The organism is Pseudomonas sp. JS425 (assembly GCF_018223845.1).
Taxonomy (GTDB): Bacteria; Pseudomonadota; Gammaproteobacteria; order Pseudomonadales; family Pseudomonadaceae; genus Aquipseudomonas; species Aquipseudomonas asiatica.
Window position 1 is genome coordinate 3,496,621 of the sequence record NZ_CP073661.1, and the last position, 19,935, is coordinate 3,516,555.

General features: G+C 62.6%; 21 protein-coding genes and 1 riboswitch. Of the genes, 13 read left to right on the forward strand and 8 right to left on the reverse strand.

Annotated features, from left to right (window positions below; translation table 11 throughout):
- Position 1 precedes the first annotated feature (1 nt).
- The 4 genes from KDB76_RS16365 (at position 2) to KDB76_RS16380 (ending at position 3,486) form a co-directional block, all read left to right on the forward strand.
- Positions 2–1,447: a curlin gene (locus tag KDB76_RS16365; RefSeq protein WP_013972778.1), complete on the forward strand. Its 1,446-nt coding sequence runs from the start codon at positions 2–4 to the stop codon at positions 1,445–1,447.
- Between the two features lie 225 nt (positions 1,448–1,672).
- Positions 1,673–2,320, forward strand: a complete 648-nt coding sequence (alkB, locus tag KDB76_RS16370; RefSeq protein ID WP_013972779.1) for a DNA oxidative demethylase AlkB — start codon at positions 1,673–1,675, stop codon at positions 2,318–2,320.
- 167 nt (positions 2,321–2,487) lie between these two features.
- The gene (locus KDB76_RS16375) at positions 2,488–2,775 is read left to right on the forward strand and encodes a hypothetical protein (RefSeq protein ID WP_013972780.1); all 288 of its coding nucleotides are present in this window, start codon (positions 2,488–2,490) and stop codon (positions 2,773–2,775) included.
- Positions 2,776–2,871: 96 nt separating this feature from the next.
- The gene (locus tag KDB76_RS16380) at positions 2,872–3,486 is read left to right on the forward strand and encodes a Yip1 family protein (protein WP_013972781.1); all 615 of its coding nucleotides are present in this window, start codon (positions 2,872–2,874) and stop codon (positions 3,484–3,486) included.
- A gap of 19 nt (positions 3,487–3,505) precedes the next feature.
- Here KDB76_RS16380 and KDB76_RS16385 read toward each other — a convergent pair whose 3' ends face one another.
- Positions 3,506–3,766, reverse strand: coding sequence for a DUF1652 domain-containing protein (locus KDB76_RS16385; protein WP_024087193.1), 261 nt, complete (start codon positions 3,764–3,766; stop codon positions 3,506–3,508).
- 184 nt (positions 3,767–3,950) lie between these two features.
- On the reverse strand, positions 3,951–4,880 hold the full coding sequence (locus KDB76_RS16390; RefSeq protein WP_013972783.1) for an AlkA N-terminal domain-containing protein: 930 nt from the start codon (positions 4,878–4,880) through the stop codon (positions 3,951–3,953).
- Positions 4,881–5,151: 271 nt separating this feature from the next.
- On the opposite strand from KDB76_RS16390, the gene KDB76_RS16395 reads away from it, so the two are divergent.
- Entirely contained in the window at positions 5,152–6,102 is a 951-nt protein-coding gene (locus KDB76_RS16395) for an IS110 family transposase (protein WP_013970357.1), read from the forward strand.
- 191 nt (positions 6,103–6,293) lie between these two features.
- Here the strand turns inward: KDB76_RS16395 and KDB76_RS16400 are convergent, their stop codons facing one another.
- From KDB76_RS16400 to KDB76_RS16420, 5 genes are all read right to left on the reverse strand, one after another.
- Complete coding sequence (locus KDB76_RS16400) at positions 6,294–7,241, reverse strand: IS110 family transposase (RefSeq protein ID WP_038408539.1); 948 nt, start codon at positions 7,239–7,241, stop codon at positions 6,294–6,296.
- A gap of 254 nt (positions 7,242–7,495) precedes the next feature.
- Positions 7,496–8,383: a pirin family protein gene (locus tag KDB76_RS16405; RefSeq protein ID WP_038409697.1), complete on the reverse strand. Its 888-nt coding sequence runs from the start codon at positions 8,381–8,383 to the stop codon at positions 7,496–7,498.
- Positions 8,384–8,479: 96 nt separating this feature from the next.
- Positions 8,480–9,454, reverse strand: a complete 975-nt coding sequence (locus tag KDB76_RS16410; protein ID WP_013972785.1) for a hypothetical protein — start codon at positions 9,452–9,454, stop codon at positions 8,480–8,482.
- A gap of 64 nt (positions 9,455–9,518) precedes the next feature.
- The gene (locus KDB76_RS16415) at positions 9,519–10,403 is read right to left on the reverse strand and encodes an alpha/beta hydrolase (RefSeq protein ID WP_013972786.1); all 885 of its coding nucleotides are present in this window, start codon (positions 10,401–10,403) and stop codon (positions 9,519–9,521) included.
- A 21-nt stretch (positions 10,404–10,424) separates the two neighbouring features.
- Entirely contained in the window at positions 10,425–11,045 is a 621-nt protein-coding gene (locus KDB76_RS16420) for a LysE family translocator (protein ID WP_015270522.1), read from the reverse strand.
- 133 nt (positions 11,046–11,178) lie between these two features.
- Between KDB76_RS16420 and KDB76_RS16425 the strand changes: the two genes are divergently transcribed.
- From KDB76_RS16425 to KDB76_RS16460, 8 genes are all read left to right on the forward strand, one after another.
- Positions 11,179–11,658 (forward strand): GNAT family N-acetyltransferase, encoded by a 480-nt coding sequence (locus tag KDB76_RS16425; RefSeq protein ID WP_023662847.1) that lies wholly within the window; start codon positions 11,179–11,181, stop codon positions 11,656–11,658.
- A gap of 130 nt (positions 11,659–11,788) precedes the next feature.
- Positions 11,789–12,012, forward strand: a riboswitch (cobalamin riboswitch).
- 92 nt (positions 12,013–12,104) lie between these two features.
- Positions 12,105–12,293 (forward strand): CbtB domain-containing protein, encoded by a 189-nt coding sequence (locus KDB76_RS16430; RefSeq protein ID WP_003258255.1) that lies wholly within the window; start codon positions 12,105–12,107, stop codon positions 12,291–12,293.
- A 9-nt stretch (positions 12,294–12,302) separates the two neighbouring features.
- Positions 12,303–12,989: a CbtA family protein gene (locus KDB76_RS16435; protein ID WP_013972789.1), complete on the forward strand. Its 687-nt coding sequence runs from the start codon at positions 12,303–12,305 to the stop codon at positions 12,987–12,989.
- Positions 12,989–13,375, forward strand: a complete 387-nt coding sequence (locus tag KDB76_RS16440; protein ID WP_013972790.1) for a cobalamin biosynthesis protein — start codon at positions 12,989–12,991, stop codon at positions 13,373–13,375. Before KDB76_RS16435 ends, KDB76_RS16440 begins: the two co-directional genes overlap by 1 nt.
- Positions 13,376–13,406: 31 nt before the next feature.
- The gene (gene cobM / locus KDB76_RS16445; RefSeq protein WP_013972791.1) at positions 13,407–14,159 is read left to right on the forward strand and encodes a precorrin-4 C(11)-methyltransferase; all 753 of its coding nucleotides are present in this window, start codon (positions 13,407–13,409) and stop codon (positions 14,157–14,159) included.
- 66 nt (positions 14,160–14,225) lie between these two features.
- A complete protein-coding gene (locus KDB76_RS16450) occupies positions 14,226–14,468 on the forward strand; it encodes a DUF1272 domain-containing protein (protein WP_013972792.1) in 243 nt (80 codons plus the stop codon).
- A 219-nt stretch (positions 14,469–14,687) separates the two neighbouring features.
- Positions 14,688–15,302 carry a response regulator transcription factor gene (locus tag KDB76_RS16455; protein WP_023663311.1) on the forward strand — a complete coding sequence of 205 codons (615 nt, stop codon included), beginning with the start codon at positions 14,688–14,690 and terminating at the stop codon, positions 15,300–15,302.
- Between the two features lie 13 nt (positions 15,303–15,315).
- Positions 15,316–18,588, forward strand: coding sequence for a transporter substrate-binding domain-containing protein (locus KDB76_RS16460; RefSeq protein WP_038409698.1), 3,273 nt, complete (start codon positions 15,316–15,318; stop codon positions 18,586–18,588).
- Here the strand turns inward: KDB76_RS16460 and KDB76_RS30080 are convergent.
- The gene (locus KDB76_RS30080) at positions 18,563–19,882 is read right to left on the reverse strand and encodes a PAS domain-containing methyl-accepting chemotaxis protein (RefSeq protein WP_038409700.1); all 1,320 of its coding nucleotides are present in this window, start codon (positions 19,880–19,882) and stop codon (positions 18,563–18,565) included. The genes KDB76_RS16460 and KDB76_RS30080 overlap by 26 nt on opposite strands.
- Positions 19,883–19,935 lie beyond the last annotated feature (53 nt).

A 19,935-nucleotide genomic window follows, 5' to 3' on the forward strand; every position in this document is an offset into this window, starting at 1 on the left:
CATGTACAAGCTCGCTCCGTTAAGTGCCGCTATCGTCCTGGCCCTCGCAGGTCAGGCCATGGCTGCTGACAGCACCTCGTCCCAGACCCAGGATGGCAAGGAAAACATCGCTGAAGTCAGCCAGTCCCTGGCGCCATTCGCTTCGGCTACCCAGACCCAGACAGGCAAGGGCAACAACCACCTGGCGGTGCAATCGGATAGCACCAGCGATATCCAGCAGAGCGCCAACGGCCAATACAACGCCGGCTACGCCGACCAGCTGTTCGAGAACGGCAGCCAGGTCACCCAGCACGCAAGCGGCAGCTACAACGATGCCTTCGCCAGCCAGTCACTGGGCTTGGGCAACCAGTCGCTGCAAACCCAGCAAGGCGCGCAAAACGCCTCGACCGTATGGCAGGAAAGCCAGGAAGGCAGCAAGGCCACCACCTGGCAATCCGGCCAGCGCAACGAAGCTTTCATCGAGCAGATCTTTGGTGGCAGCAACAACCGCAGCAGCATCAACCAGACCGGCCAGGAAAACTACGCCGCCGCCGAGCACCTGAGCCACGTCGATGGTGATATCCAGGTCTACCAGGACGGCACGGGCAACTGGGCGTATGGCGACCAGCGCGACGGCACCGGCGGCACCATCGGCATTGGCCAGTACGGTGGCGGCAACTCGGTGGAAGTGTGGCAGGACAACCAGACCGCCAGCCAGGCATCAGTGACCCAGTCCGGCCAGATGAACGAAGGCTATATCGACCAGAGCTTCGGCATGAACAACAAGGTCAGCCTGTCGCAACAGGGCACGGCCAACGCCAGCTGGTCGGACCAGTTCGAGACCAGCAACTCGACCACCACCATCACCCAGACTGGTAGCAACAACGTGCATTTCACCTACCAGAACGGTGAAAACCTCAACCTGACCATCAACACCAAGGGCACTGGCAACAGCGTCACCGCCAGCAACTGGAAAGGCGCCAAGATGGGCGGCCAGTTCGGTACCAACCAGACTGCCACCATCAACCAGAATGGCAATGGCAACGGCGTCAACCTGACCCAGAACGGTGACAACCAGCTGGCCACGCTGACCCAGAAAGGCACCGGCAACCAAATGGAGACCAAGCAGGCCGACATGAACAACGAGCTGTACTTCGAACAGAACGGCACCGACAACATCCTGATCGCCGACCAGCGTGGCACCGACAACTATGCCTACGGCAACAGCCAGGGCAACGGCAACGTCATCAACCTGGACCAGTCCGGCTACAGCAACCAGAGCTACACCAACCAGCTGTACGGTAGCGGCAACGAAGCCAACATCAAGCAGGTTGACAGCTACAACATTGCCTACGTGACCCAGGGAGGCCAGGGCAACAAGGCGTATGTCGACCAGAGCGGTGTGACCCAGACCGCGACCATCAGCCAGCTGGGCAGCGCGAACGTGGCCACTGTGACCCAGCAGTAGATCGCTCCCCCCTTGAACCGCGGTGCTCCTCTCCCTGGTGCCGCGGTTCCTTTTTTCCTGTCAGAACTTCTTTTCTTGCCGACTTGTTCGCGGGCACGCCCGCTCCCACAGGTGCTCCACCGCCGTCAAAGCCTGCGCCAACCCTGTGGGAGCGGGCATGCCCGCGAATAGGCCAAGCCTGCCAAGCGCATTACAATGGTCCACACCCCAACCGATGCCTGACCCATGATCCAGTCCGACCTCGACCTGTTCGGCACCCAGCCGCAACGCCTGGCCAGCCACACCGTGCTGCTGCCCGGCTTCGCTCTGGCCGAGATCGAAGCCTTGCTCGATGCCCTGCGCCCGGTGCTGCGTGCCGCGCCGTTCCGGCACATGCACACCCCGGGCGGCCTGCGCATGGCGGTAGGGCTGACCAACTGCGGCACGTTGGGTTGGGTCAGTGACGAACACGGCTACCGCTACAGCCCCTGCGACCCGCTCAGCGGCAAACCTTGGCCCGCCCTGCCCCCCGTGTTGCTCGAACTGGCCGCCCGCGCTGCGACCATGGCCGGGTTCGACGGTTTCGTACCGGATGCCTGCCTGGTCAACCATTACCTGCCGGGCACCCGCCTGAGCCTGCACCAGGACCGCGACGAGCAGGACTTCGGCCAGCCGATCGTGTCGGTGTCGCTGGGCTTGCCGGCGGTGTTCCTGTTCGGTGGCCTGCAGCGCACCGACAAGACCCAGCGCATCCCGCTGAGCCACGGCGATGTGCTGGTCTGGGGTGGCGAGGACCGCCTGCGCTTTCACGGCGTGCTCCCGATCAAGCCTGGCGTGCATCCGCGCCTCGGTGAACGGCGGATCAACCTGACCTTGCGCAAGGCCGGTGGCTGAAGCGGCCAACGGCCCGTAACCGGCGCAAACAGGATGAACGCGCATGAAACAGGTTGAACATCTTGGCCAGGCAAGCTTCAAACGATATGCCATGCCCTGTTCAGCCTGGAGCCCGCCATGCCCTACCAGCCCTATTACCCGCCCTCTCAAAGCGGAGCCGCGCGCCTATGAAAATGCCCTGCCGCGCGCCCAATGCCTCACTACAGCTCGATTACGTACGCGACACCCTGTTCGGCCCGGTGGCGCAAAGCGTGGAGTGCCAGTGCCAACTCGCCGCCCTCGACCTGCAAGGCCGCCCCGGCCTGCGCCTGCACATTTGCCCGCCCCTGCCCGACAAGGTCGACCGCGCCCACAGCGTGGCCTTCGTCTGGGACGGGCGCAGTTACCACGGAGTGGTCCGCGACCAGGGCAAGTGCGGTGATGGCGGCCTGAACCTGCTGCTGGAACTGCTGTAAGACGATCAACGGCGATCAACCCGGCTGAACCCACCGGGCGCGTCACGTCTCCATAGCAAAAGGGCCCATGCCTGCCGGAGAACGCGGAGAACGTCAATGAACAGTCCGTTGCTCAAACTCTTCACTCACCCCGCCGACGCCTGGCTGGAAATCCGCCGGGCCGAGGAAGACCACCCGCAGCAATATCTGCCGCGCCTGTTGGTCCTGGCACTAATCCCCGCTGTGTGCCTGTTCGTCGGCACGACCACCTTCGGCTGGAGCCTGGCGGCCGAGGAACGGGTGCGCCTGAGCATGACCAGCGCCGCCCAACTGGCGGGCTTGCTCTACGCCACAACGGTCGTCGGGGTAATGTTGATGGGCACGATGATCCGCTGGATGTCGCGCGGTTTCGATGCACAGCCCAGCCTCAACCAGTGCATCGGCTTTGCCGCCTACTGCGCCACACCATGGTTCTTTGCCGGGGTGGTCGGCCTGCTACCGATCCGCTGGCTGGCGCTGGCGGCACTGCTGGCTGCCTCGGCGTATGCCAGCGTGTTGCTGTATGGCGGATTGCAGACCTTCCTGCGGCTGAAGAAGGAACAGGCCATGCTGTTCGCGACCTGCGTGTGGGGGGTGGGGTTACTGCTGCTGGTCACCATCCTGGTGGCGATGATCCTGTTCTGGTTCAACGGCCTGATGCCGGAATATGTGCGCCCGGCCAACGTGGGCTGACCGGGGCGCGGCAGGCGCCTCAGGCAATCGCCTTGAGTGTCGCCGGGTGGCTGTCACGAAGCGCGTGCAGCTGCCCCACCAGGTTGACCAGGTCACGGCAACTGTTGAGGCTTTGCAGGGGGACCCCGCTCAGGGTCACGCCCTCGTCGAGGCTCTGGCCCTGACCCAGGCGTATGGTCAGGTTGGCGCCATCCGTGCAGCTGACTTCGCAACGGTCGGGCAGGCAGGCCTGCTCGATCATCTGCCGCATTTCTAGCATCGAAACTCCTATCAACGACATGGTACGACCCTCTCTTTGGGATGGCCTGTTGTGTGAGTACGCCTTTGTCGGGCGAGGTGCCAATTGATATTGCGCATGCCGGGGCAGGCGCTCATGCGCCTGGGCAATGATCATGCAGGGAATCCTCTAGCACCTTAGTGGAAGATTGCCTGCGCGGGCTGCGCGTTCGAACGCAATGGCAGACTTAGCGACGAGCGGTCCCGACAGGCCCTAGCGATGCCCAAAGATGCTGTGCCGCATAGGCTCGCCACGGTCGCCATGCAAGGGCTCGTTGCGCAAGTTGGGCGTCCTCGCCTTCGAGCAGGCGCAACGCCTTGATCAACGCCACATCTCCCAGCGGCAAGGCATCGGCCGCGCCGGCCTGGCGCAATGCCAGGTAGTGCGCACTCCAGGGGCCGATACCCTTGAGCTGGCACAGGTTGCGCAGCAGTTCATCCAGCACCTGCCCGCGGCGCAGCAACCTGGGCTCGGCGAGCAATGCATTGGCCAGCGTGCCCAGGGTGGCGGCGCGCGCTCGCGGCATGCCCATGCCATCGAACTTCGCAACTGCCAATACCGGCAACGCCGGGAATACGTGGCTCAGGCCAGGTGCGGGCCAGCGCAAGGGCACGCCGTGGCGTTGCACCAGGCGGCCGGCCAGGGTCATGGCCCCGGCCACACTGACTTGCTGGCCCAGCACAGTGCGCATGGCCTGTTCGCAGGCGTCCCAGCCTTGTGGCACGCGCAGGCCTGGGCGCTCCTGTAGCAGGCGGGCCATCAGCGGATCGCGGGACAGTTCGGCATTGATGCGCGCGGGGTCGGCATCGAGGTCGAAGACCCGCCTCAGCCTGGCGGTCAGGCCGGGTAGCGCGTGGGCCGGGACGCCTTCAAGGCGGACCCGCAAGTACTGGCTGCCCGAAGGTGTGGCGTGCAAGACGGCGTGTCGGCCGGCAATTACCAGGGTACGGCGGTAGGTGCCGTCGAGGCAGGTCTCGATGCCGGGGATGCAGCGGGCAGCGAGGAAGGCCAGGGTCGAGGGCCAGTGGTAAGGGGCACGGTAGCGCAGCCACAAGGTGTGGTGGCCGGGGGTGGGCAATGATCGGCGTACGGCGTGCAGGGGGGTGAGCTTTGGCATGGCTGCATCATGCCAGCAAATGTAATACCTGTACCGGCCCTATCGCCGGCAAGCCAGCTTGTGTCTTCAAGGTCTCTTAAACTCGAAAGGGTGAGAGCAGTGGATGGCAGACTGAAAGCCAGGTGTGCTCTAAAGCACGAGTGGGAGCCTAGTCGCCATCCACCTCCCACTCTGACCTAAGCCCGAACAGTTGAATGAGTGGCGAACTCGCAGTCACAAGCTAGGGCTAAGTCAGAGTGCTCTCACTTCTTGAGTGTAAGAGGGCTTGGCGATGATTTCCTACTTCGTTGGTCTCGACGTTTCGAAAGCGACTCTGGATGTGGGCTTTCTTCCTGAAAGTATTCCCCAGTTCCAGGTCAGGAATGACTCTGAGGGCTTTGCGCAACTGATCGCATGCCTGAACGAGCTTGAGGTCGAACGGGTCTTGCTGGAAGCCACCGGTGGCTATGAACGGGCCGTATTCAAAGCCTTGCGACTGGAGGGTTTGAACGTCGTCAGGGTCAACCCCAGGCGCTGTCGGGACTATGCGAGTGCCATGGGCAAAATTGCCAAGACTGACAAGATCGACGCCCAGATGCTGGCGCGGTTTGCCAGGGACTTCGAGGACTTGCCGCAGATAGAGCCTAATCAAGATCGGGATGAACTGGGAGAGCTCATCAAACTCCGTGGCAATCTTGTCCAGCATCGGGATGATGACAAGCGTCGGATGAAACAAACCACTTCAGCTACGGCCATTACCGTTTATACCGAGCATGTCGCTTACCTGAATGATCAGATTAAGGCCTTGGACAAGGCGATTGAGCGTGCCTCGAACGTGCTGGATCGCACGACAGCCATGCGGCTAAGGTCTGTGAAAGGGATTGGCGTCATCAGTTGTGGCACCTTCATGGCCTACCTACCTGAGCTGGGAAGCGTGACGGGGCGCGAAATTGCAGCCTTGGCTGGGTTAGCGCCGTACAACAAAGACAGCGGCAAGAAGAGTGGCCCGAGGAAGATCGAAGGCGGGCGTTACAGAGTCCGCAAGGCGGCCTACATGTCGATCTGGTCAATGATCCAGCATGTCCCAGAAGTTAGAACCCGCTATGAAGCCCTGATAGCCCGAGGCAAGCGCGCAAAAGTTGCCGCAGTGGCGTGCATGCGCGTGTTGCTGGTGCGCCTGAACGCAATGCTGCGTGACGGAACGGAGTGGAAAGAGCTCAAGCCTCAGGTACCCGCACCCTGATCACGAACGAGGATCGATTTTCTACAAATGCGGGCTTCGCCAGCGACACCGCTACGCGGTATCGAGCGAAGCCCTGCCCGAATGGCACGCTTGAAAATAAATTTCTAAAGACAGTTGCTCCCACAGGTACAGCGACAATCTCGGGAGCATCGCTGTACCTGTGGGAGATTCTATGGTTTTAGGGAAGTTTTTTAAGCGGCTTTTGACCGATACTCATCTCCGCTTTTCAGTAGGGCAAATACTACTCGCGCCAATTTGCGTGCGAGCATGACAAGCGATGCTGTCGTGCTAAAACCACGTGCCAGGCGCTCTTCGTAGTACGATTTCCATACTGCCGTGCGGCATGCCGACATGGCTGCGTTGTGAAGGAGGCGTCGAGCTTCGGGGTCTCCTCGCTTCGTGAGCTTGGATTGCCCTTTTTTCTGCCCCGACTGCGCAATCCTCAGATCCATACCCAAAAAGGCGATAAACGCATCACCCCCGCTGAAGTTGCCACGCTGAAACGTCGCAGTCAGGCGTGCAGCCGTTAGAAAACCAATCCCCTCGACCTTCATGCAGCGCTTTACCTGAGGCATCAGTCCGGCCTTTTCCAGCAGACCCTTGATCATCTTCTCCACCAGCAGCTCAAGCCGCTGCATCGCACGCAGATGTGTCTTGAAGGCGGCTCTAAGTAGCGGTTCATTAGCCCATCCCTGAGACAGGCTGGTTCGTGCCTGGACCAGTCCCGCACGTCGCCGAAACAGGCTCAGAAGTTGTCGATAGATAGCCGGTGGCGGCGCCCAAGGCGTAAGGTCCTGTCCTTCGTTCTTCAGATAGCGGGCCAACAGCTGGGCATCAATTGCATCTGTCTTAGCGCGTACGTTGACGCCTTTGCGGTAATGGCTCAGGGCGTAACCATCTACCACGTAGATCGTATGCCCAAACTCAAAGGCCAGATCCGTAAACAGAACGTGATAAATGTTGGTCGCCTCGATGGCCACGGACATCGCACCCGAGAGGCCTTTGAGCCATTTCTTAATAGCTGCTTTGGTATTGGGGATTGCTATGAGCTCTGCTGATTCATCGTCCCAGATGACCAGTTCCGCTTTGGCCACATCCACGCCAATCAGCCGCTTTGAATCAGCAACCACCATTGCCATGAGCAACTCTCCTCGATAGTGTTGAAGCACTTGAAGGGTCACCCAGAGGCGCTGGCTTGTGTCTTTCGTCGGTCTGAGCCCGGAAGCATTCTTTATCGGCGCTTGGGTGAAAAGGGAGGAGGGGCGAGATCTCCCACGGTCTGTACTGCGCTAACAGTCAGAAGCTGGCTTTGTCCCTCCTCCTCCCTTCAAGTCTAACCATACAAGCTGGCTTGCCGGCGATAGGGCCGGACAAGCCATTCAATCAACCAGGATCAATGCGCCGCACCGTCCCGCGCTTCCTGCATCTGCCCGAACCGCCCGGCATGGAAGTCGTCGAACGACTCGGCAATTTCCGCCTGGCTGTTCATCACGAACGGGCCATAGCCCACGATCGGCTCATCGATCGCTTCACCGCTTAGCAGCAGCAAGCTGGCACCTTCCAGCGCTTCCACCGCGACATCCTCGCCGCCCCGGTCAAACAGCACCAGGCTGGATGGGCCGGCTTCTCGCTCGCCGTTGATCCGCACGTTGCCGCGCAACACCACCAGCGCCGCATTGCGCCCGGTGGCAACCGGTAGCTGCAAGGCTGCACCGGCATTCAGGCGCAGGTCCCAGACATCCATCGCAGTAAAGGTCCGCGCCGGCCCCGAATGCCCACGATAGTCACCGGCAATCACTCGCAGGCTGCCGCCCTCGCCGTCCAGCGTCACCACCGGGATGTCCTTGGCCAGCAGCGTCTGGTAGCCGGCCGCTGCGCGCTTGTCCCGCGCCGGCAGGTTGACCCACAGCTGTACCATCTCCAGCGTACCGCCAGTACGGGCGAAACCTGGGGAATGGAACTCTTCGTGGATGATGCCATTGGCAGCAGTCATCCACTGCACGTCGCCAGGGCCGATCAAGCCGCCAGCGCCGGTGGAGTCACGGTGTTCCAGTTCGCCTTGGTAGACGATAGTCACGGTCTCGAAGCCGCGGTGCGGGTGCTGGCCAACGCCGCGCCGCGCACTGGTCGGGGTGAAGTCATGAGGGCCGGCATAGTCCAGCAGCAGGAACGGGCTGATCTTGCTGGCCAGGTTGTCGTAGGTGAACAGGCTGCGCACCGGGAAACCATCACCTACCCAGTGGGCGTGGGGGCTGCGGTGAATACCCAGAATCGTTTTCATGAGAAGGCTCCTCTCTTGGTTGAGATAACCTTACCAGTGAGACCAATCAGGCAATAGCCGGCTAAAATGGCATGCATCGTCTCATTTAAAGGACAATCAAAAAAAGACGGCGTGAAGTATCGGATGCCCCGCGTACTGCGACCTCAACCAATGCTCCAGCTTCAACGAAAAGGCTTGTCCCCGCCCCCTGAGTTCCCGATAGACCGGATCCGCCATGGCCTGGCCGGGGGTCAGACTATCCAGATGGCGGCGATTTTCCACCGAGGATATCAACTTGAGGAACACTGCGTAGTCTTCGAACAGAGAAGCGCTGTAGGGGTTGGAGTCACCGAGCAATGCCAGGCGTTGCAGAGGGGTGAGGGCCAGCAATTGTTGAAGTCGCATGATCTTCGACGGCGCAGCGAGGCCGTGGACTTCGGCAATCGCCACGATACCGCCTGCAAAAAGCAGTTTTCGCGAAAATTGCAGTTTGATGTTGCGTACTCCCCACGCCTTGCCTTCGGCCCTCTTTTCCTCGAAATTCGCCATGAGGGTGCGGTAGTAGCGGATCAGGTCGTTAAGCAGGAACCTGGCAAGCCCGCTTCCATGATCATCAGGAATATAACGGCGCAGCAGGTCATTCTGCCACCAGGCAAAGGCCTTATGCCCGAAGAGGGCGCGGCCCTCGAGCAACATCAGCATTCGCCTGGTCAGCGCCGTATTGTCTTCGCATTTCCAGCCTATGTGTTCGCTAACGTCTGAGTACAGCGCCAACGCCCCTCGGCCGAATTTCGCCTCGTCGCTTTCTCCCGGATGGCTGATGGGCCGGACAAGGTCGCTGACCTGGCACAATATGTCGTCCAGACGATCCGCCGGCAAACTGGTGTCATGCACGATGAAGAAGTCGATGTCCGAAACAGGCGAAACCTCGCATCGGCCATAGGAGCCCACGCTGACCACAGCCAGAGGTGAACGCCCCGCCAGCGGTGCAAGCGTGCTGTACAGGGCCTGCCTGAGTGACTCGATTGACTTGCAGGAGTAGTCGTAGCGTTTTTGCAGATACGATGGCTGTAGCAGGGTCTTGCTGGTCATGTTCGTACGCTCGGGCAAAGCCCAAGATTACTCACGCCTTTGCGCCCGGTGCTGTCTGGAAAAACTATCCCGCCGGTCCCTGCAGCAGGAAGGCCTGCACTTCTTCGGCACACGCCTCAGGATGCTCCTGCATGAAGCAGTGCCCACCTGCAACCTGCCTGCCGCTGACCTTAGGGTTGAGCGCCACCAGGCGATTTACCGAATGCGGTACGAAGGGGTAGGTGTGCTCGCCGTACAGCACCCGCGTGGGCGTACGGATTGCCGCCAGGCTCGCCCACATGCGCTTGGGGAACGAACTGAATATTTCCACTTCGCGGCTGGGCCGGCACTTGAGCACCACCGCTTCGCCACAGTCGCCAATGGCATGCTCCACGTAGGCCCGCAGCGCCGCATCGGTCCAACCCTTGAAGATACCCCGCCCATGCAGCGAAGCCAGGGCTGCCTCGCGGTCGGGCCAGTGGCTGCGACGGCTGGCAGCCTTGCGCGCCAGGGCATGGCGCTGGTGCAAGCCGACCAGGGCTGCCATCCCCATCACGCCCAGCATGCGCCGGCTGAACAGTACCGGGTCGAGCAGCACGGCACGCGCGAACAGTTGCGGTTCACTGGCCAGGATCAGGCCGGTGAGCACGCCACCGAAGCTGTGCCCGACGGCAAAGCGCGGTACGTCACCATACTCGCCTCGCCCGGCTGCAAAAGCCTCCACCGCCAACGCAGCGGTCCGGTTCCAGCCACGGAACACCCCGCCATGGTCGCTGTCACCATGGCCCTGCACATCGCTGAGCCACAGGTCGAAATGTTCGCCCAGGCGCATCAGCAATGGCTGGTAGGCCAGACAGCAGAAGCCGTTGCCGTGCAGAAAATGCAGTAACGGCTTGCCACTGGCCGGGGTTCGCCAGCCCCGCAGGGTGAAGCCTTCGGCGCATTCGTGAGACCAGGGGATCAACTGCATCGGCTTACTGTACTCGCGGGGTCAGGAAAACGCTGATTCTACAAACAGCAGCGGGTACAGTGAAATCACCAGCAACAAGGCCATCAGGACATTGAACAGCATCAGCCAGCGCGGGTTCTGCAACAAGTTGCGCAGGGCGCTGCCGAACATCACCCACACCCCGACGCTCGGCAGGTTGACCAAGGCGAACAAGGCGGCAATGACAATGACGTTGGTCACATAGCCCTGCGCCGGCGTGTAGGTGGTGATTGCCCCGACTGCCATCACCCAGGCCTTGGGGTTGACCCACTGGAATGCCGCTGCTCCCCAGAAGCCCAGCGGTTTGCGGGCACTGGACGAAGCTGTGCCAACCGGCCCGGAGGTGGCGATCTTCCAGGCCAGGTACAGCAGGTAGGCGGCACCGGTATAACGCAATACCGTATACAGCGCCGGCCAGGCCTTGAACACCTCGCCCAGGCCCAGGCCGACAGCCAGCACCATCACCATGAAACCGACACTGATGCCCAGGGCGTGGGGGATCGAGCGACGCACACCGAAATTCACCCCAGAGGCAAGCAGCATGGTGTTGTTGGGGCCAGGAGTGATGGAAGACACGAAGGCGAACAGCACGAAGGCGGTCAGCAGGTCGGCAGAGGCAAGCATGGCAGGCAATCCACTTTTTTTATGGGTGCTGTCACACTAACGGAGTCGCCCTCCTCTGCGACCGGCACAGTTTAACGAAATTGTATAGATACACATCTCTGTACCGTTACCATCAGATCAAGGAAGCCGCCCCATGAGCCTCACCATCCGTCCTGCCGTTCGCGCCGACGCCGAGCAGATACTTGCCTTCATCACCGAGCTGGCAGAGTACGAACGCGCCCGCCACGAGGTGATCGCGAGCGTTGCCGATATCGAGCACAGCCTTTTTGGCGAGGGCAGCACCGTGCATAGCCTGATGTGCGAGCGCGATGGCCGGGCAATCGGCTTTGCCGTGTATTTCTATAGCTACTCGACCTGGCTCGGGCGCAACGGCATCTACCTGGAAGACCTGTACATAACGCCCGAGCAGCGCGGCGACGGTGCCGGGCGGCAATTGCTGCGGCACATCGCCCGCGAGGCGGTGGCGAAGAATTGCGGACGGCTGGAATGGAGCGTTCTGGACTGGAACGAGCCGGCTATCGGCTTCTATCAGAAGCTGGGGGCCGAAGCGCAGGATGAGTGGGTGCGCTACCGACTGGACGGGGACAAGCTGGTGGCGTTTGCCCGGGGCTGACCGGGAGCGCTTCGCAATCCCTGTGTAGGCTTGAGCCGCGAACACTGGCGCAGCCGGTGCCATGCACAGAGTACCCGAGGTGCCGGCAAACTCGATTCTGGCAATTGACGGCAGCCCCGCCCCATGGTCTCCTTATGCCTCGCGTTCAGGTGCCCCCGATGGGGGTGAAACGGGAAACCGGTGCGTCACAGGCCCTCCAGCAGGGCCGGACAAGGCCGGTGCTGCCCCCGCAACGGTAAGCGAGCGAAGCGTCTGTACCACTGTGCCTGATCCCCGGCATGGGAAGGTGACGCTTTCCAGGAGCCTGGCTCCTCCTCGCAAGCCCGGAGACCGGCCTGGCGTTCATGAACACCCCGCGGTGGGCGGGCGCTGTTGCATTCCCCTGGGCTGCCACGCTCGGGGCTGCCGCGCTTGCCCGTTGCCCACAAAAAGCAGAGGAACGCGTCATGCCCGTCACCAGCGCCAAGCAACACAGCATTACCACCCCCGTCACCCTCAGCCAGCGTGTCGTCATCGCCATCGGCGCCAGCCTGCTGGGCCTGTGCCTGGTGTACTTCGCCGGCTTTTCGCACATCGAGGCCGTGCACAACGCCGCCCACGACACCCGCCACAGCGCCGCATTCCCCTGCCACTGAGTACGCCCGATGATCACACGCATTGCCCGCACCGCGGGCTTCAGCGGGTTGCTGGCGGCCTTGCTGCTGACCCTGCTGCAGAGCTTTTGGGTCGCCCCTCTGATTCTCGAAGCAGAAACCTACGAATCCTCGGCCCCCATCGCCGAGCACGAGCATGCTGGCGAAGTGGCAGCGCATGAGCACAGCGCCGAAGCCTGGGCACCTGAGGACGGCTGGCAGCGAGTGCTGTCCACCACCGGCGGCAACCTGGTGGTCGCGGTCGGCTTCGCCCTGATTCTCACCGCCCTGTACAGCCTGCGTGAACCCAAGCGAGCCGGCACCGGCGCACTCTGGGGCCTGGCCGGCTTCGCCGTGTTCTGCCTGGCCCCGACCCTGGGCCTGCCGCCGGAACTGCCAGGTACTGCCGCAGCCGACCTGGGGCAACGCCAGGCTTGGTGGATCGGCACCGCCAGTGCCACCGCGCTGGGCCTGGCCCTGCTGGTGTTCGCTCGCCACTGGTTGCTGAAGGCGCTGGGCGCTGTGCTGCTGGTCATTCCCCATGTGATCGGTGCGCCGCAACCCGAGGTGCACGAGAGCCTGGCCCCCGCCGCCTTGGAAACCCAGTTCAAAGTGGCCTCCTGGCTGACCAACGCCGCATTCTGGCTGGCCCTGGGCCTGCTCAGCGCCTGGCTGTTCCGGCGCTCCAGCCAGGCCTGATGCCTGCCTTCTACGCCGGCTTCGGCTGTCGTCGGGGTTGCCCGGCGGATACGCTGGAAATCTTGCTACGCCAGGCCCTGGGCAACCAGGGCCTGGCGTTGGCCGACCTGCAAGGCATCGCCAGCATCAGCCTGAAGGCCGACGAGCCCGGCTTGCAGCAACTGGCCGAACGCCTCGGTCTGCCTTTGGTGTTGTACGATACCGCGCAGTTGCAACCCTACGAACCCCGACTCAGCCACCGTTCCGCCGCTGCCCATGCCCACTGTGGCTGCTGGGGCGTGGCGGAGAGTGCGGCACTGGCCCTGGCCAGCCAGCGGGTTGGCACCGCCAGGTTGCTGCTGACGCGCAAGGTACTGGGCCCGGCTACCCTCGCCCTGGCCTGTTGAACGCTTCCCTTCTTTCCTGCAAGGACTTTCCATGACGGTCTACTTCATCGGCGCCGGCCCCGGCGACCCGGAACTGATCACGGTCAAGGGCCAACGGCTGATCCGCCAGTGCCCGGTGATCATCTATGCCGGCTCGCTGGTGCCGGCCGCCGTGCTCGAGGGCCACCAGGCCGAGACCGTGATCAACAGTGCCGAACTGCACCTGGAGCAGATCATCGCCGCCATGCGCAGTGCGCATGAGCAAGGCCAGGATGTGGCTCGGGTACACAGTGGCGACCCCAGCCTGTACGGCGCCATCGGCGAGCAGATCCGCCATCTGCAAACGCTGGGCATCGATTACCAGATCATCCCCGGGGTCACCGCTACAGCGGCCAGCGCCGCCCTGCTCGGCTGCGAACTGACCCTGCCCCAGGTAGCTCAGACCGTTATCCTCACCCGCTATGGTGACAGCTCGCCGATGCCGCCCGGCGAGCAGCTGGGCGACCTGGCGCGCCATGGCAGCACCCTGGCGATTCACCTGGGGGTCAAGCACCTGTCGCGTATCGTCGAAGAACTGCTGCCGCACTACGGCACGCACTGCCCGGTGGCGGTGGTGCATCGTGCCACCTGGCCGGACCAGGACTGGGTGCGCGGTACCCTCGGCGATATTGTGGAACGCGTCGCGGCCAAGGATTTCCGACGCACGGCGCTGATCCTTGTGGGCCATGTGCTAGGCGACACACCGTTTGCCGAATCGGCCTTGTATCGCGCCGGGCACGCCCACCTGTATCGCCCTGGCGACTGAGCATTGCCAGGTTCGCCGCAGGCGTAGCAGACTCCGGTTTCCCGCCTGCAAACAGGAGTCACGCCCATGCTGGACCTACGCCCAAACTGCGAGTGCTGCGATACCGACCTGCCGGGTGACAGCCCCGATGCGCTGATCTGCTCCTTCGAATGCACCTTCTGCCGCACCTGCGCCGAAACCCGTTTCCAGGGCCGCTGCCCGAACTGCACCGGCCAGTTGGTGGCACGCCCGACACGGGTCGGCCAGGCACTGGCCAACAACCCCGCCTCAACCCAGCGCGTGAGCAAATCACACTCCGCCTGCGCATGACGACTACAAAAACAGGCATCGCCGCTTTGCCAGGGTGATGTCTTTCCCACTTTTTGTAGGACTTTTCAACAACAAGCACGTGGACTTTCAACACTTCTATACTCGGCATTACCAAATTCCGGGAATGGTCGTATCGTGCAGCGCTTCCGATAACCCCACTTGCAGACGTATTCCTGAGTGATCCAGGAAGCGGACCACATCCTGACAGGAGTTTTCTTCATGACTACCGTGCTGATCGTCGACGACCACCCCATCGTCCGGCTGTCCTTGCGCATGTTGCTCGAACGCGAGCGCTTCCGTGTTGTCGGCGAGGTCGGCAATGGCAGCGAGGTGGCGCAGGTGGCCCGCGACCTGCGACCGGATGTGGTAATACTCGACATCGGCCTGCCCGGCCTGGATGGCATGGAAGTGATAAAGCGCCTGCAATGCCTGGAGCCGGCGCCCAAGATCATGGTGCTGACCGGCCAGGCCACCGACCTGTATGTGCGGCGCTGCCTGGATGCTGGCATCGGCGCTTTTGTCACCAAGGAAGAAGACCACGAGGCGTTGCTGTTTGCCCTGAAAGCGCTGGTCAAAGGCTACTCGACCTTCCCTCAGATGTCGGTCAACAGCAACTCGCTGGAAAGCGAGCCAATGCGCCTGTCCAGCCTGTCCAACCGGGAAATGGAGGTGCTGCGGCGCCTGGCGCGCGGCGAGAACAACAAGAATATCGGCACCTGCATGAACCTCAGCGCCAAGACCATAAGCACCTACCGGGGCCGCATCATGGAAAAGCTCAAGACCGAATCATTGGTTGAAATGGTCGACCTGGCCAAGCGCAACAGCGTCTACTGAGCGCTCGATGACAATGAAGCGCCTGCTGGCAAGCGCCCTACTGGTCATCGGCCTGGCCGGTTCCGGCGCGCTGCTGGCAAACAGCGAACCTCGCCAGTTGCTGGCACGCTCGGTCAGCGCCGCGGCCCCGCTTGCGCTGTCCAGCGAAGAGCGGCATTGGCTACAGCAACGCCAGCACCTGGTACTTGGCAGTTCGCGCCCCGACTACCCGCCGCTGGAGATCAATGTCAGCCAGCACGACTACGAAGGCCTCAGCGCCGATTACGCTGGCATCATCGCAGAACAGCTGGGTACCACCATCGAAGTACGACGCTTCGACAGCCGCCACCAAGCCATCGCTGCGCTACGCGACGGCCGTATCGACCTGCTGGGCAGCTCCAACGCCTTCGAGGCAGCGGATGCCCAGCTCAGCCTCAGTTCAAGCTACGCCGACGATCTGCCAGTCATCGTCACCCGCGAGGGGCGCAGCCTGAAGAACACCCCCGACCTCGCCGGCCTGCGCCTGGCCATGGTCGATCATTACCTGCCGGCCAGCAGCGTCCGCAGCCTGTACCCCAAGGCACAATTGAGCCTGTATCGCTCGACCCTGGCCGGGTTGGCCGCCGTCGAACTGGGCGAGGCCGACGCCTACCTGGGCGATGCCATCAGTACCGACTTCGCGATTGGCAAGAGTTATCAGGGCACACTGAAGATCGACCACTTCTGCCAGGTTGCCCCTGGCGCGTTTGCCTTTGCCATGGCCAGTGACAACCCGCGCCTGCAACAGTTGGTCAACAAGGCGCTGGCGCGTATCAGCGAAAGCGAACGCCTGAATATCCTGCGCCGCTGGAGCAGTGGCAACACCAGCCTGCTGCTGCAGCGCCACCTCACCGCCCTGACCGCCGAAGAAGAAGCCTGGATAGCTGCCAACCCCAACGTCAGCGTGCTGGTCAACACTTCGCTGGCGCCACTGACCTTCAACGACACCAAGCACCGCCCCAGCGGCATCACCCTCGAGCTGCTCAAGCAGATCTCGCTGCGCACGGGGCTGCATTTCAAGCCGGTCGAAAGCCCGTCGGCGCAGGCAATGATCGAGCGCCTGGCGCGCGGGGATGCGCAGATGATCGGCGCATTGGGTTACAGCACAGACCGTTCGAAACAACTGCGCTATACCCGCCCCTACCTGGTCAGCCCACGGGTGCTGGTCACCCGTGGCGACAATGCATTACCGCCGCAGGCGATGGCGCTGGATGGCATGCGCATCGCCCTGGTACGCGGTTCGCCGCAACGGGCCGTGCTGCAACAACGCTATCCGCAGGCCAGGATGGTCGAGGTGGACAACCCGCTCGGCCTGATGGAGGCTGTGGCCAACGGTGCCGCCGACGTCGCCCTGAGCAGCCATATCAATGCCGCCTACTACATCAGCCATGTGTTCAAGGACCGCCTGCGCATTGCCAGCGTGCTCGACGATGACCCGGCCATCGCCGCCTTCGCCGTGGCCGCGGACCAGCCACAGCTGCAGGCAATCCTCGACAAGGCGCTGCTGAGCATTCCACCCGAAGAGCTGGACCAGCTGATCAACCGCTGGCGCACCACCACCCTGGTCAGTGACAGCCCCTGGCGCGACTACCGCACGCTGGTCTTGCAAGTGCTGGTGCTATCGGCCTTGCTGCTGGCCGGGGTGGTGTTCTGGAACAGCTACCTGCGCAAGCTGATCAACCAGCGCACCGAGGCCCAGCATGCCCTGCAAGCGCAACTTGCGCTTAGCCGCGGCCTGCTTGAACAGCTGCGCCAGGCCAAGGACGACGCCGAACAGGCCAGCCAGACCAAAAGCACCTTCCTGGCCACCATGAGCCATGAAATCCGTACCCCGATGAATGCCGTGATCGGCCTGCTGGAGTTGGCCCTGGAAGACAGCCGCGGCGGCCGCTGCGACACCCAGACCCTGCAGACCGCCCACGATTCGGCCATTGGCCTGCTTGAGCTGATCGGCGATATTCTCGACATTTCTCGTATCGAATCCGGGCATATCACCCTGCAGCCAGTGCCCACCAACCTGGTAGAACTGGTACGCGCCACCGTGCGGGTGTTCGAAGGCAACGCAAGGGCCAAAGGCCTGCACCTGCACAGCGAACTGCCCGCTGCGCCGGTGTGGGTGCTGGCTGATCCACTGCGCCTCAAGCAGGTCTTGTCCAACCTTATCAGCAACGCCATCAAGTTCACCGACAGCGGTGAAGTCCAGGCCAGCCTGCTACTGCCCTCGCCCACTGACACTGACAGCCTGGCAGTAGAGCTGAGTGTGCGAGACACCGGCATCGGCATCAGCCCTGCCGACCAGGCCCGGCTGTTCAATACCTTCGTCCAGGCCGACGGCCCCCGGGCACGCCAGGGCGCCGGCCTGGGACTGGTCATCAGCCGCACGCTGGCCGAGTTGATGGGCGGTACCTTGAACTTGCAGAGCGTCGAAGGCCTTGGCACCAAGGTGCAGGTCAGCCTGCAGCTGCCCGCCTGCGCTGCACCGGTGCAGGCCGATCAGCACGACCCTGTGCTGGAAACAAGCAGCGGCCCTTTGAACGTACTGGTGGTCGACGACTACCCCGCCAACCTGCTGCTGCTGGAGCGGCAACTGCATACCCTGGGGCATCGGGTCACGCTGGCGGAAAACGGGGAAATCGCGCTGGCACGCTGGCAGGCTGCGCGCTTTGACCTGGTAATCACCGACTGCAGCATGCCGGTCATGGACGGCCACGAACTGACCCGCCGTATCCGCAGCCTGGAGGGCGAACGCGGCCTGACGGCATGCCGCATTCTCGGCGTCACCGCCAACGCCCAGGCCGAGGAGCGTGCCCGCTGCCTGGCCAGCGGCATGGACGAATGCCTGTTCAAACCCATCGGCCTGCGTACGCTCAAGACCCACCTGCCCCACGCCCACCCCCGGCAGCAGCCGACAGCACGGCGCGCCAGCGGGTTCAACCTTGGCGAACTGCGCCACCTGACCCAGGACGACGAACAACTGACGCGGAACTTGCTGCAGCAGTTGTCACAAAGCGTCAGCGAAGACCTGGCCACCTTGCGGGCGTTGCTAGCAGACGCCCCCGGCGAAACTTTGCGCGCCTTGGCTCACCGGATCAAAGGTGGGGCGAAGATGCTCAAGGTACGCACGCTGGTCAAGGATTGCGAAGCCATCGAGCAGGCCCACGACCAAGGCCTGCCGACGGTTGACCATCGCCTGCAACTACAGGCCAGCCTGGAGACCCTGCTGGACGAGCTGGGCGATGTGCTCAGTGCAATTGCAGCGTCGAACTGATCTGGCTGATAGCGTTTACCACGTGCCGTGAACCCTGCTGGATTTCCATGATCACCGTACCGGCTTCGTTGGCCAGCGCCACACCATGGCCGGTACGCTTCAGGCTCGACTGCATGCTGGCCACGGCCAACAGCGACAGGTCGTGGTTCTGCCGCACCACGTCGACGATTTCCAGGGTAGCCTTGCTGGTTCGCGCCGCCAGGCTGCGCACCTCGTCGGCCACCACGGCAAAACCGCGCCCGTGCTCGCCGGCGCGGGCCGCCTCGATGGCTGCGTTCAAAGCCAACAGGTTGGTCTGGTCGGCAATGCCACGGATTGTCAGCACTATCTGCCCGATCACATCCGACTGCTTGCTCACCGCATCGATACTGCGTGCCGCGTCGTTGAGTTCATGGGAAATCTGCTCGATCACCTGTACCGCCTGCTGTACTACTTCGGTGCCCTTGCGCGCGCAGGCATCGGTCTGTACCGAACTGGCATGGGCAGCATCGGCCGCGCTTTGCTGGGTGCTGACCTGGCGGGTGATGTCGCTGGCGAACTTCACTACCTTGTACAAGCGGCCCTTGCTGTCGAAGATCGGGTTGTAGGAGGCCTCCAGGTAGACCGTCTGGCCATGTTTGTCGACACGCTCGAAACGGTGCGAGTGGTATTCGCCGCGGTTGAGCGATGCCCAGAACTCGCGGTACTCGGCCGATTCGCGCTCATGCGCCAGGCAGAATAGCCCGTGATGGCGACCGACCACCTCGTCCAGGCGATAGCCCATGGTGTCGAGGAAGTTCTGGTTGGCCTTGATCACCCGGCCTTGCGGGGTGAATTCGATCACCGCCATGGAGCGGCTGATGGCCTTGAGCAGGCTTTCGCTCTCGTGCTCCTCCATCACTCGCTGGCTGATGTCGGATGCCACCTTGATAACGCTGGTGACCTGGCGCTGCTCGTCCAGTACCGGCATGTAGCTGGCTTCCAGCCAGACTTCGCGGCCGGCCTTGTCGATGCGCTCGAAGGTACCGCTGATGGCCTTGCCCTGCCCCAGTTCACGCCACAATTGCTGGTATTCGGCGCTTTTCGCGTAGCCAGGGTCGCAGAACAGCCGATGATGTTTGCCGCGCAACTCCTCGGCGCTGTAGCCCATGGCTTGGCAGAAGCGCTCATTGGCATCGAGGATCGTGCCGTCGGGGGTGAACTCGATCATTGCCATGGAGCGGCTGATCGCCGCCAGCTTGGCCTGCAAGGTGGCCAATGCCTGATGACTGCGCTGGATTTCGACCAGATCGGACTTGCGGTGGAAATCGAACATGACGCCGGGCTCCTGTATGCGCGGTGTCCTGAGCATAGATCGCCGTTAGCGCC